This is a genomic window from Staphylococcus caseorum (assembly GCF_049943195.1).
Classification (GTDB): Bacteria; Bacillota; Bacilli; order Staphylococcales; family Staphylococcaceae; genus Staphylococcus; species Staphylococcus equorum_A.
In genome coordinates, this window is sequence record NZ_JBNFUA010000001.1 from 2,391,743 (window position 1) to 2,405,370 (window position 13,628).

Here is a 13,628-nt window from a genome sequence, read left to right on the forward strand (position 1 = left end):
ATAATCTTGCTAAGAAATAACATAAGTATTATGATGTCAAAGCTATGGATATGAAGATAAAAAGGATTTATATAATTGGAGAAAACAGTGATGAAAAATCCTCCTTATATATCATTTCATTGGTTGTAAGTTATACGCTATGAGTATTGGAGAATGTTGTCTATGAATCGTTTTAAAAAGATATTTACGAGTAGCACGAAAACGGCAAATAAAAAAGTAATCACTATATATGTTATTTTACGCTTAATTGTTATTTTAAATCTTATGAATGAAATGATATTTATCCATAGATGGGATGTCATTTTCACTCTTGTCTTGACGCTTGTGCTATTTACCATTCCACAACTTACTGAACGTTTATTAAAAATTGAAATTCCTAACTTGCTTGAATTTATTATTATACTGTTTATTTTTAGTTCCACAATTTTAGGTGAACTTGGAGATTTTTATAGTTATTTCAGGTTATGGGACACAATGCTCCATTCGATTAATGGATTTTTAGCTGCAGGTATTGGATTTTCACTAGTATTTTTACTTAATAAAAATGTGAAAGGAATCAATTTAAATCCATTGTTTCTTGCAATCGTTACATTTTGTTTTTCTATGACGATCGGTGTGATGTGGGAGTTTTTTGAATATACTGTTGACCAGAGTATGGGTATGGATATGCAAAAAGACCATGTTGTTCAAAAAGTGAATAGTGCAACGATGGCTAATGAGCACAATACTGTACACCACATTGATAATATTGAGAAAACCGTTATAGAGAGTAGAGATGCGTCGGGCAATCGTGTTGAAAATGTTGTTAATGATGGATATCTTGATGTTGGTATACATGACACAATGAAAGATTTATTTGTGAATTTACTAGGCGCCGCTGCATTTAGTGTGCTAAGTTACTCATACGCGAAATACGATCAGAAAAAATATAAATTTGTGAAGAATTTTATACTTAAAAGAGAAGATAGGTAATTGCGCACTTATGAAAATATAAGAAAGAGAGAGTTAAAAATTGTAAAACAAGATTTAACTCATATTCTTCTGAAATTATTGAAGAAAACAAAAATTCAAGTAAAACTAGTGGAATAGTAATCGTTTGAATTTAATTAAACTATATTACAAATAATATGATTTAATAACTAATTATATATTTCAATTTACTGAAGACTATAAATGCCCTTTGCATACGATGTTTATAGTCTTATTTTTGTAATTATTCAATGAACTATATTAAATTTTTTCTAAATAATACCAAAGATGAATTTCCAAAAGATTCCGTATCATTATCATAAACTTCCACAACTTCAAATCCACAACTTGTAATTTCATTTATTAATTCATCATCTGATTTTTCTAAGTAGGGTATTACTTTTAATGGAATTTTTACTCTTTGTTCATTAACTACTATAGTTCTATCAATGTAATTTTCATCATGAAAGTTCTTCAATTTTTCTTTCACTTGATTATAATCTTCGATAGTATGAAAACCATTTCCCCATTCAGATTTGCAATGATCAACTAAAAAATAACCACCAGATTTTAAGATCCTATTAACATTTTTTATGTGAGACAATCTATCTTCATTTTTATTTATCATATGTAAGCATCCCATATTCATTGCTAAATCAAACGTCTCATCTTTAAAATTATTTAAATAAAGTACATTGCCTGTATGGAATATTGATTTTTCACCATCACATTCTTGAATTTTTTCTTTTGCCTTATCAATAGCACTGTGGGAAATATCTATTCCTAGAATATCAATATTTTTTTGAGCTAGAAATATAGTATCTCTACCTTCTCCACAACCTAGGTCGATAACCTTACCTTTAAAGATGTTTGGATATTTTTGATATACTTTAAGTAATGATTCATTAGGTTTTCCAGTTTCCCACAAATCACCTCCAATTTCATAAATTTTATGATATCTATCTTCATATCCAAAATAATAATCATCAACATCTAAAAATAATTTCTTTAAATTGTTACTTTTTTCTATCTTCATAACGTAGTTATTTGAAAGTGAAAAACTAGTTGGAGAAACTAACTTTTTGATAAAGTATGTTACATTTTTTCGGATATTAAATTTTTCTCCAACACCAATAAGAAATGTCTTTATATCACTTTTCTTATTAGCATACTCTATAATGGCTAAGCGACCTATTTCGATAGTTAAAATATTATCTTTATTACTAGTTATTTTGAATATATTATCTCTAAATTGTACAGTATTAATAATGAACATCTCCTAACTTATTCATTAACTTTTCTTTCATTTTAGAACTATTTTTAAATGCTCGATCAGTTTCTAGTAATATCTTGGCTTCATTATTTCTATTTGATTTTAGGAGGGAAATAAATAAGGTCAGTGAAATAACATCTCTTTGAGCGTTACTCCCACCAAAATTTGTTGTATTTAGTGTTGTTTTCAATCTTTCAGAGGCATTTTTATAATTCTGTTTTGCAAAGTAATAAAAACCATAAAGTAAATTTAAATGATCATCCTTAATTAAATTATGTTCTCGTGCTTTTGCATTTTCGATACATAACTCTATTTTTTCAGTATCATTTTTTAGTGCGTAAGCCATTAGGGCGTGTAAATCATTAAAGATAAAATGGCTGTTTTTTAAGTAATCATCCCAATTATCTAAAGCTTCATAAAATTCAATGTTCTTTTCGTCTAATAAATATAATCGCCAAAGTAATGCGGTTGCATCTAAGTCTTCTAAACCATCTTCGTAGTTTTTGCACATTATTTCGTTAATCATAATATTTTTGACTTCTTCTAAATTTAAATTAAATAAGTGAAATACAGCTAAGTGCCACCATACATGTATCCTCATTCCTTTATTAAAAATCCAGTTTTCTTTTATTTTTTCCATCCATATTATGCCTTCATTATATTTACCTGTCTCATAAAAATAATGACACATAGCATGTATTGCATATATATCTTTACCGTTAATTTGAAGTGCAATATTAGCTGCGTCTTTTGCTTCTTCGTATATTCCATTTTCAACTAATGAAAATGATTCTATTCCCTTAGCATAGCCATAATAAGTATCTGTACTATCTTTTAAAGAATTTACTACAATACGTGATGTTTCGAGCATGTGCTTTTGCCAACCAAGATTAAACTCAAGCATATGTAATGCAAAGAAACTAAGTCTATTTCTTGGATTATTATGGAGTAAGTTTCTGTATATGAAATGTGCTTCTTTATATTTAAAATTAGCTTGTAGCTCTAATGCTTTTATTAAAGATAAAGCATCATTATCATGTATTGTATTAGATTTTAAAGTCTCTAAATTTGTTAAAGCATGCTTATGACTATCTTTTTCCATACTACTTAATAACTCAATTGTTTGTAATTGTAATAAAAATATATCTGTAGATGTTATGCCTTCATAGTCAATAGGTTCGAGCATTCCATAAAGTTGATTAAATATTTTCTCTATGTCAATTTCTTGTTGTGAGTAATATGCAGTATCATAAATGTCTTTAAATTTAACTATTTTATTTTTCATCTAAAGAGCTCCTTTTTTGTATTGAGTTTTAAGTAAAATAAGTAATATAGTTAATAAAATGAATGAGGGTAACCAAACAAAATTTAAATTCAACATACCTAGGTAAATACAAACAGAAAGAATGGGTAGGCCGAATGCATTTCCCAGGGAATAAACGCTTTTTACAGTGTGACTCGCGTATGCTGTTACGATTATTTTTCTGAATATGATTCTTGCACCACCAAAAGATAGACCAAAGCATAGCATTAATAGCAGTTTTATTATTATTGTATCCTCGAAGTAATACCATAGAAGTGATATTGATATACTTATAATTAAAAAGATATTCATCCATTTATAAGACAGATACTTACTAAGTAAAATACCAATAAGTGCCATACCAACGCCTAAGGCACTATCTAATAATGCTACTTCATGTATCTTTCTATTTTTATATGCTGTAAATGTAGGTAACATAAAATTGATAGTTCCTAATATTGGCCACATAAGCATGCCGATTAGGTAATGAACTATTTTCACAGGTTCCTTTGAAGCATATGTATTTTCACAGGTAACTTCATGTGTCATCAACTTCACTTTTTTAATTCCTAAGTGAAGTAAGAGGTAGACTATTCCGTATATCAAAAAAATCCAAAATAAAGTAATGAATTTCATAATTACTGTAATAAACAAAGGACCTATCATTAAAGCGACTTGATTGACTGTCATTGAAAGAGAACTATATTTATTAATAAATTCTTCATTTTCATTCGCTACTAATTCAGAAAACCACAATTCTAAACTTGTTTCTAGTAGGAAAAACACAATCCATAAAACAAAATTCAAAAGTATTAATAGTAGCGTGTTTTGGTAAAGCATCGTGATAGCGATAACTATAAAAAATATTCCTAAAAAAGATAACTTTGTAAGGTTACTGCCTGAATAATTTTTAAAAAATAAATTGATTAAAAATGGAGTGAATATTGCAGGAACGAATGAGAGAATAGTTGAAATCGCTAAATCACTTGTAGATTCAGGACTGGCTAATTCCCAGTTAATCGCTAGAATTAATCCACCACAGATAAATCTATATAAAGCAGTAATGAGTAAGTAATTATTCATTATTATCATCACTACTATCAAAAATTTTATTTGCTAAATCATTGGATTTATTTATATGTCTATATATTTTAGTAGTTGGTAGCTCAGACCAGCTAAATTGCACTAAACCATCGCGACTGCTCCAGTTTTCAGGATCACTTACCATATCACCGATATTTTTTAATAAACTAATACGCTTAATTTCAGTATCTTTTGATATATCTGGGAAATTGATATTTGTTATTTTTCCTTTTTGTGCTTTCATGAAAGCTATTGCTGATGTTTTGTTTGGTCTAAATGTGAATGGAGGTTTGAGTTTGTTGTTTATATACATTGAAATATGTAGTTGATAGGGGTTAATGCTGTAAGAAGATTCAACTAAATCCATAATAGCATCTCCACCCGGTCTAGCTGCAGCTTCAATGACGTATAGATTGTTGTCTTTGATTTTTATTTCTATGTGAGCTACCCCACGATTAATGCCTAAAGATTTACATGATTGTATTGCTAGTTTTTTAATATTCTCATCTTTATATCTGTGGCTAGGAACTAAATGTCCCATTTCAGTAAACCAAGGCCTTGGAGATAAATATTTTTCTGTGACAGTGATTACTTCATAGAAATTTTCACCACATAAGACTTCTACAGATACTTCTTCGTTACTATCTATAAATGCTTCAATTAAAAATGTGTTTTTAGAAACCTTGAAAGAATCAGCATAAGCAGCCATAACTTTTTGAGATTTCATGTAAGCTTCCCTACATTCTACTTCATTATGAGCTAAGTAAACGCCGCCACTACCACCAAAATCTACAGGTTTTATAATAACGGGAAATTCAAATGTTTGTATCAATTCTTTCAATTGTTCAATAGTTTCGAAAAGTTCCGACTTTGGAGTAGGGATATCAGCTTTTTCAAACAATCCCTTCATTAGGTATTTATTTCTACATGCTTCTACGACTTCATCATTAAGGTAAGGCAGCCCGTAGTCTTTATTTAATTTATTAGCTACTTTAAGTGTCCAATCATTTAAAGGAACTATAGATCTTGGTTCATAGCCTTGCGTTTTATAATAGTCGATTTCATTTTTTATATCCTCATAACTTAAGGGGTCTGCATCAATACAAAAATCAAAATAAGCATTGTACTTATACTTCGAATCTTTTATTGCTGTCCATATCTGAAAATCTCCTATTGATTTCCCACCGGCATATGATCGTTCTCTAAGGAATTGATCAGCTCCTAATAACAGTAAATATTCTTCCATATTAGCCTCCTTAATTTTTATACATATTTTATTACATAAAAATAATAGCATATTAATGTAAATTTAAACAATTGAGAAAACGATTATTTTGTTATAGTATTTTGGTTTCTTTTATATAGTGTTACCTTTGTCTTGATTAGAGGTTTTGTAAAAACTTATTGAACTGATTGGTTAAGAAGTAGCATGGTCTATTTTAACGTACAGATTTGAGGTTAATATATTAAAGAATTTTAAAGTTATAGATTGGGGTTGAAATCAAATTTCATATTTTTGATTTCAGCCCCAAGCCCCCCTTTTCAAGAAAATAAAACTTAATCCTTCTTTTCTCACTACAAAATTGATAAATTATTTGATTAATGGAACATTCAATTTCCTTTCAATTCATTGTATCCAAAGTCAATTTCAAAACCTAAATCTTGAATCATTTTATAGTCTAATTGATTAGGCTGTCCTCCAGTAATTAAATAGTCTCCTACAAATATTGAATTTGCAGCTTTCAAAGCTAAAGGTTGTAGTGACCGTAAATTAACCTCTCTACCGCCAGCAATTCTAATTTCTTTAGATGGATTAACGAGTCTAAATAAGGCGATAAGTCTTAAGCATTTTATAGGAGTCAATTCATCCATTTCCCCGAACTTTGTGCCTTGAATGGGATGTAAAAAATTAATAGGAATACTATCGGCATCGATTTCTTTTAAGGCAAACGCCATATCAATAATATCCTGATTTGATTCTCCCATACCACAAATGACACCAGAACATGGTGAAATATTGTTTGCTTTCATAATTTCTAAAGTATTGGTTCTATCCTTATAAGTATGTGTGGTTACAACTGCTTCGTGATAGTTTTCGCTCGTATTTATATTATGGTTATATCTATCAACACCAGCTGCTTTGAGTTTTTTAGCTTGTTCCTCATTGGTTAACCCAAGACACGCACATACTTTCAACTGAGGATGATTTGATTTTATTTCTTCTACAGTTCTACTTATATGGTCAATTTCTTTATTACTTGGACCTCTGCCGCTCATAACAATACAATAAGTGCCTATATTGTTTTCATGCGCTACTTTGGCACCACTAACAATTTGTTCTTCTGGTACTAAACTATACCGCTGTTTTTGCTTCATATCCCTAGATTGACCACAATAACCACAATCTTCAGGACAAATACCACTTTTTGCGTTTAAAATCATGTTTAATTTAACTTTTTTGCCGTAATAGTGTTTTCTTAATATATAAGCTTCGTTTAATAAATCTAATGTGTCTACGTTAGGATCTTCATAAATTTTTAGCAACGTATCTTTAGTTAATGTTTCCCCTTGTAAAATGTTTTCAGCTAATTTCATATTAATTCTCCTCATTTAATTAGGATTTAATAGTTTCTACTTTTTATAATAAGGCTATTTCTATACAAATGTAAACCGAAATAAATAATTGGTTTACATTAACTTCGAGCTAGCTTAAAATTCTGAGGAGGGAATAACGTTTTATATTCAACTGTTTAAGGAAGTCTAATGACATCAATAAAAACTAAAAATTTAGTTTGATTCATGTAAGGAGTCACGATAAACTAAAGGCATTGTGAAAAATATATTTACGAGGGGATAATGTAGTGTTTAATAGTAGCGAACAATTAATTTTAGGATTTACGATCATTATTTATTTTATTTTTCTATTACTCATGTCTGTATACATACAACGAAAAATTAAAACTTATGATGACTATAATATGGCAAGCAGAACGGTAACACTATGGCCACTGATTTTGACATTTGTGAGTACAGGTGTAGGTGGCGCGACACTGTTAGGTTATATGGAAAATGGCTATACATTAGGTATGGGACAACAGTGGATTCATATAACTATGATGGCTGCTGTTATTGTACTTGCATTCTTTTTATTAAAACGTATTAGATTATTAGGTGAAAAGCATAATATGGTGACAATCGGTGATTATACTGCGCTTCGTTATGGCGAATCAGCACGTATTCCTACTGTTATCAGTTTCTTATTTGCTTATTGTGCGATGACAGGTATGCAATTTGTCGCGATTGCTTCTATTTTGAATTTAACAATAGGGTTAAATATGACAGCGGGTATTATTATAGGATGTATCTTACTGACTATAAAAACTTACCTAGGCGGCTTAAAAGCTGTCGTTTGGCAAGACGTTGTTCAAGGAACAATACTTACAATCGGCGTTATTGTGTTATTCTTTGTGGTTATCTATTACTCAGGTAGTTGGAGTGATATTCAAGCCAATGCAAGCAGTCAAAATCAAAGCGATATGTTAAATTACCTTAACATCACACCGAATGAAATCTTAATTTATCTGCTAACATTAGCGTTCTATCAATTTATCAGACAAGATGTGTGGCAACGTATTTGGGCTGCTAAAGATTTGAAGACTGCAAGAAATGGTTATGGTATTTCTATGATTATTGCAGTAGCGTTAGGCGCAATGACAGTGTTTATAGGTGTCTATGCTAAGTTTGGTTTGAATTTGGACATAGCAGAAACCCCATTAGTTTATTATAATGTCATACAAGAAGTGTTCCCATTTCCATTAGTACTCATAATGATTATCGTCTTATTAGCAGCGGTAATATCTAGCGCGGATTCCTTCTTTATTGCAGGGTCTTCATCTATAGCAAATGATATTATAAAACCAAATGTGAAAAGTCATAATCAACATAAAATGCTATTATATAGTAAACTTTCAGTATTAATCGTAGCTGTTATTTCTTTAGTATTAGCACTTATGATTCCAGAATTAGTAAATCTGATGGTAACAGGCACTGCGATGACAGTTTCAGGATTGCTTGCGCCAGTGATTTTCGGTCTGTTTTGGCAAAAACCTACCAAACTTGCGGGTAACATCGCAATGTGGAGTGGACTTGGCTCAGCAGTAATATGGCAAATACTAGGTCATCCGTTTGGTCTACATCCAATCTTAATTGGGTTACCACTATCAATAATTATGTTATTACTTGTAACATGCTTTGGTAAAAAAGATTACGCAACAGTTTAAGCAAACAGTTCACCAAAAACTTTATAATAAAAACTCTCACTCATCTTATTTGATGAGTGAGAGTTTTATTATAAGCTAATTGTGTTTTTTATCTCATATACTTTCATATTAGATGATATCTCAAGTTATTCTTCTGATATTTTAACCACTTGTTTACCGAATTTTTCACCAGAAAATAGTTTTCTAAATGCATTAGGCAATTGATCAAAACCTTCATCGATTGTTACTTGTGATTTTATTTTATCTTCAGCTACCCATTTGGCAAGTTGTTCGCTTGCTTCTTTAAAATGCTCTGCAAACTGTCCTACTACAAAACCTTGCATTAGGGCTTGGCTTTTAACTAGTGTTTCCTGAATTCTTGGTCCCATTTCAGTTTGCGTATTATTGTAAGTTGAGATTGCACCACAAACAGGTACACGTGCAAATGTATTTAAATGTTTGAAAACTTCATCTGATAATTTTCCACCGACGTTTTCGTAATATACATCAATACCATTTGGTACAGATGCGGCAAGTTGTGCTTCAAAATCATCACCTTTATAATCAACAGCCGCATCAAAGCCTAATGTGTCTGTTAAATATTGTGTTTTTTCTTTTCCACCGGCAATGCCAACTACTTTTGCACCTTTTATTTTAGCAATTTGTCCTACTACAGACCCCACAGCGCCTGAAGCAGCAGATACAACAACTGTTTCTCCTTCTTTTGGTTTACCTATTTCCAACAAACCAGTATATGCTGTCATACCTGGCATTCCTAAAATACTTAAGTATAAATGTAGAGGAACTTCTGTGGAAGGTATTTTAGTCACTTGATTAGCATCAGTAGTGATTATTCTTTGCCAAGGTAAGACACCCGTAACATAATCTCCTTCTTCCAAGTATTCTACTTCGGATTTTATAACTTTCGCTAAAACATGCCCATCAATTGGTTTGTCGATTCCGTAAGGTTTAACGTAACTTTTTGAATCATTCATTCTTCCACGCATATAAGGATCCACAGAAATATAAATAGATTTTAATTGTACTTCACCCGTACTAGGTTCCGCTGTTTGGATTGCTTCGTATTTAAAAGTGTCATCTTTAGGTAATCCTTCTGGTCTTTCGTTTAATACAATTTGTTCATTTTGCATAATAATCCTCCGTTTTAATGTTTTTTAATTAGTGTTTAAACTGACTTGCTTAAATAAAATGATTTCTTTTGAACTATAAAAATCAAATCTTTTTAATTGTTTTTCCTCCTCTTGCGTGGTTATATAATAAGATACCAGTTAAACCTTAGTTTAAGAGAAGGGATGTGCTTACATTGGAAAAAATTTATATTGATCAAGTAGCAAGCATATGTGATATAAGTAAAAGTAAATTAAGATTTTATGAAAAAAAGGAGATATTAAAATTTATAGAAAGAGACACTAATAATAAAAGGCTCTATAGTAAAGATGATATTGAAATGATAAAATTCATCAAATGTTTAAGTAATTTGAATATGAGTTTAAAAGAAATCAAAAAAAATACAGGTATGTTATATGATAATGAAATAGATATAAAAACAATATTAGAAGTACATTTAGGGGTTTTAAATAACCAAAAAGAAGTATTGAATAAAAGAATTGGAGTTATTGAAGGAGAGTTAATTCAAATCACTTAATTTATTACTCTCCAGTTAAAGTTGTGATATTAATATATGGAAAGTTCATTTGAAAAAGAGGTGTATTCATTTATGAGTATTGTTACAGTAATTTTAGTTTTATTAGTTGCTATTGAATTTATATATATAATGATATTACAAACAATTAAAACGACTTCCCTTAGAACTAGTAAAATATTCAATATTAAGCAGGAAGAATTAAAACAGCCCAATTTAAAGGTTCTTATGAAAAACCAAGGTATATACAATGGACTTCTTGGTGTGATGTTAGTATATGCGCTGTTCTTTTCCCATAATCCTAGAGAATTAATTACTTGTATTTTAATTTATATCATTTTAGTTGCCGTATATAAGGCAATTACTAGTCAAAAATCTATAATTTTGAAACAAGGCGGGCTGCCTATAATCGCACTTATTTCATTGCTTTTTTAGTTTGGATTTAACTTATTGCCGGAAGGGTGAACTTTAAAATCCCCCTACTGTTATACAAGTAGGGGGATTTTATTATTCATCGACATCTGCAACAACTGTTTGTTGGTAATCAATTAATATGACAGATCTAAGACCTGTACCTTGTTCTGAACCTTTTTCCACTGGACTCACATAATGACTTACATTAGGATCGTAAACGCCGTAGGATTCTAAAGGGTTCTCCATTTCAAAAACTTCTATTATATTGCTTTCATCTGTATCTTCCGGGTTATTTCCAGCAGCTTCTGGTACAGCGATAGCATTCGTTCCACCAACAATATTCTTTCTTTCAATTAAATGAGCAAAAGTAAATGGCTCTCCGTCTTGGTGCAAGCAGTTCGGTGAGGAAACAGCTTTATCTCCGTCATTTTCTACATATAATTTAACGAAATGCACACCCACATGAATCGGTAAGATTTTATCCTCTTCGTTCCAAAACGTTTCATGATAATTGGCTATAATAATAGCGTTCAACAATTTATTACTTCTTATATTTTCATCAATAGAGTGGAATTCTCTATATGAGCCGGAATGTTCTGGATTGAACTTTCCTTGAAAATACGCAGAATAATCAACGCCATTTCTTTCAATTGTAGGAAGCCAAAAAACATCTTCTGTGCCAGGTAAAACGATTGCTCTAGAGTATCTTCTATATCTATTAAGGTTAGGGGCATAATCATCTTCAGGCAGATCAGCAAAGTACGCTAATATTTCATTATAATCCTGTTCAATACCCTCATAATTTAAACTTTTCATTAAATCATATCTTGAATAACCATCTTTTTGTAATTTATTCATTATTCAATACGTATCCTTTCTATTTTTAAATCTAATAATGTGTGAATGTCCGTACTAATTGCGTCCAATTGTTCATGATTCTTATATATGTGACTTAATAATCTCTTTTATATTTTATACCATTGTAAGTAGCAAACACAAATGTCGATAAATTTTGATTTCCTAAAAATGAACAAAAACATTTTACCGATTTAATCCGACTATTCTTATATCAATTACCATTTTGGTGTTGACGAAGTATGTAATATTCGCTATATTAACTAGCATATATATTATCTGAAAATTCTATATATTGAGAATTTTCATCTTGGGAAATGAGTAAAGTAATTCAAAAAATATTAAATTAAATTTTAAAATTTCCTCAACAGTCACTATTAAGCACAACGAAACTACATTTAGGAGGAAAAACATATGCCGAAAAAGCAGATACATTTTAATGGATTTGTTCAAAATTCACCATCCCCACATTCATCTGGATTATGGAAACATGACAAAGATCAAGGTGCACATCACAATCAATTAGATTACTGGATCAATATCGCGCAGACATTAGAGAAAGGTAAGTTTGATTCTATATTTATTGCAGACGTTTTAGGAACATATAGCGTTTATAATCAATCGAGTGATGCTGCAATTAAGCATGCAGTCCAACTACCTGCGCACGATCCTATACCGATTATTTCTGCTATGGCTGCAGTCACAAAACATATTGGTTTTGCCCCAACAATCTCTACTACATATGCACAACCGTATAGTTTAGCTAGACAATTATCTACATTAGATCATTTAACTAATGGTCGTTTAGGTTGGAATGTTGTCACTTCTTATTTAGAAAGTGAAGCGATTAACTTAGGACTGAAAGAACGATTACCAAAAGATTTAAGATACAACAGAGCAGATGAATTTCTCCAAGTCGTTTATAAACTTTGGGAAGACAGCTGGGAAGACGGCTCTGTAGTTAATGATAAAGATACTGATACATATGCAGACCCTGATAAAGTGCATGAAATTAACCACGAAGGTGAATTCTTTAGTGTGCCTGGTCCTCATTTAGTTGAACCATCACCGCAAAGAACACCTGTATTATTTCAAGCAGGCGCTTCAGAAAAAGGTAAAACGTTTGCTGCGAAACATGCAGAAGCGGTGTTTACGAAACATACCTCAGTAGAATCATTGAAAAGCTATGTAGATGATATACACACAAGAGCTGAACAGCATGGCAGAAGTAAGGATGATATTTTAGTATTTCCTATGGTACTCCCAATTATCGGAGAAACAGAAGAAGAAGCCTATCAAAAATATGAAGCATTAACAGAACATATCAGCTATGAAGGTTCCGCATCATTGTTAAGTGGACATACAGGTATTGATTTTTCAGAGTACGACCCAGACCAGTATATAGAAGATATTGAGACGGAAGCGATGCAAGGCAATCTGAATATGTATACCAAAGACCCACACCATAAATGGACACTCAGAGAAGCTGTGAAAAATCATGGTTTAGGCAATGGCACAGCTAAATTTATTGGAACGAAAGAGCAAGTCGCTGATAAATTTGAAGCATGGGCAGTTGAAGGTGGGGCAGCTGGGTTTAATATCGCTCAAAGTTATTCACCTGGTACATTTGAAGAGTTTGTTGATCATGTTATCCCTGAATTACAAAAAAGAGGTCTATATAGAACAGAATACGAAGGCACAACACTTCGTGAAAATATGTTCGGTAAAGATCAAAAAACAATAAAGGAAAATCATCCAGCAAAAAACAAGAGTGCAGCGAATACTCTTATATAAATTAATAATAAAGGA

12 protein-coding genes are annotated in these 13,628 nt (G+C 31.0%); 5 read left to right on the forward strand and 7 right to left on the reverse strand.

Annotated features, from left to right (window positions below):
- The first annotated feature begins 162 nt into the window (after nucleotides 1-162).
- The gene (locus ACP3TL_RS12090) at nucleotides 163-972 is read left to right on the forward strand and encodes a DUF2238 domain-containing protein (RefSeq protein ID WP_069817237.1); all 810 of its coding nucleotides are present in this window, start codon (nucleotides 163-165) and stop codon (nucleotides 970-972) included.
- 253 nt (nucleotides 973-1,225) lie between these two features.
- On the opposite strand, the gene ACP3TL_RS12095 is transcribed toward ACP3TL_RS12090, so the two are convergent.
- From ACP3TL_RS12095 to bioB, 5 genes are all read right to left on the reverse strand, one after another.
- On the reverse strand, nucleotides 1,226-2,245 hold the full coding sequence (locus ACP3TL_RS12095) for a class I SAM-dependent methyltransferase (protein WP_081325278.1): 1,020 nt from the start codon (nucleotides 2,243-2,245) through the stop codon (nucleotides 1,226-1,228).
- The gene (locus ACP3TL_RS12100; RefSeq protein ID WP_277575704.1) at nucleotides 2,232-3,527 is read right to left on the reverse strand and encodes a tetratricopeptide repeat protein; all 1,296 of its coding nucleotides are present in this window, start codon (nucleotides 3,525-3,527) and stop codon (nucleotides 2,232-2,234) included. The genes ACP3TL_RS12095 and ACP3TL_RS12100 overlap by 14 nt, the downstream gene beginning before the upstream one ends.
- Nucleotides 3,528-4,628, reverse strand: coding sequence for a hypothetical protein (locus ACP3TL_RS12105; RefSeq protein WP_069832392.1), 1,101 nt, complete (start codon nucleotides 4,626-4,628; stop codon nucleotides 3,528-3,530).
- Nucleotides 4,621-5,874 carry an ATP-grasp domain-containing protein gene (locus ACP3TL_RS12110; RefSeq protein ID WP_069832393.1) on the reverse strand — a complete coding sequence of 418 codons (1,254 nt, stop codon included), beginning with the start codon at nucleotides 5,872-5,874 and terminating at the stop codon, nucleotides 4,621-4,623. Before ACP3TL_RS12110 ends, ACP3TL_RS12105 begins: the two co-directional genes overlap by 8 nt.
- A 365-nt stretch (nucleotides 5,875-6,239) precedes the next feature.
- Entirely contained in the window at nucleotides 6,240-7,223 is a 984-nt protein-coding gene (gene bioB / locus ACP3TL_RS12115) for a biotin synthase BioB (protein ID WP_069817236.1), read from the reverse strand.
- 266 nt (nucleotides 7,224-7,489) lie between these two features.
- On the opposite strand from bioB, the gene ACP3TL_RS12120 reads away from it, so the two are divergent.
- Nucleotides 7,490-8,908, forward strand: a complete 1,419-nt coding sequence (locus ACP3TL_RS12120; RefSeq protein WP_069832395.1) for a sodium:solute symporter family protein — start codon at nucleotides 7,490-7,492, stop codon at nucleotides 8,906-8,908.
- Between the two features lie 125 nt (nucleotides 8,909-9,033).
- On the opposite strand, the gene ACP3TL_RS12125 is transcribed toward ACP3TL_RS12120, so the two are convergent.
- A complete protein-coding gene (locus ACP3TL_RS12125) occupies nucleotides 9,034-10,038 on the reverse strand; it encodes an NADP-dependent oxidoreductase (RefSeq protein WP_285325944.1) in 1,005 nt (334 codons plus the stop codon).
- 173 nt (nucleotides 10,039-10,211) lie between these two features.
- On the opposite strand from ACP3TL_RS12125, the gene ACP3TL_RS12130 reads away from it, so the two are divergent.
- Both ACP3TL_RS12130 and ACP3TL_RS12135 read left to right on the forward strand, forming a co-directional pair.
- The gene (locus ACP3TL_RS12130; RefSeq protein ID WP_069832397.1) at nucleotides 10,212-10,553 is read left to right on the forward strand and encodes a helix-turn-helix domain-containing protein; all 342 of its coding nucleotides are present in this window, start codon (nucleotides 10,212-10,214) and stop codon (nucleotides 10,551-10,553) included.
- A 72-nt stretch (nucleotides 10,554-10,625) separates the two neighbouring features.
- On the forward strand, nucleotides 10,626-10,985 hold the full coding sequence (locus ACP3TL_RS12135; protein WP_069832398.1) for a DUF1304 domain-containing protein: 360 nt from the start codon (nucleotides 10,626-10,628) through the stop codon (nucleotides 10,983-10,985).
- Between the two features lie 72 nt (nucleotides 10,986-11,057).
- Here ACP3TL_RS12135 and ACP3TL_RS12140 read toward each other — a convergent pair whose 3' ends face one another.
- The gene (locus ACP3TL_RS12140; protein ID WP_069832399.1) at nucleotides 11,058-11,822 is read right to left on the reverse strand and encodes a 2OG-Fe dioxygenase family protein; all 765 of its coding nucleotides are present in this window, start codon (nucleotides 11,820-11,822) and stop codon (nucleotides 11,058-11,060) included.
- 411 nt (nucleotides 11,823-12,233) lie between these two features.
- Between ACP3TL_RS12140 and ACP3TL_RS12145 the strand changes: the two genes are divergently transcribed.
- Entirely contained in the window at nucleotides 12,234-13,613 is a 1,380-nt protein-coding gene (locus ACP3TL_RS12145; RefSeq protein ID WP_069832400.1) for an LLM class flavin-dependent oxidoreductase, read from the forward strand.
- Nucleotides 13,614-13,628: the final 15 nt, after the last annotated feature.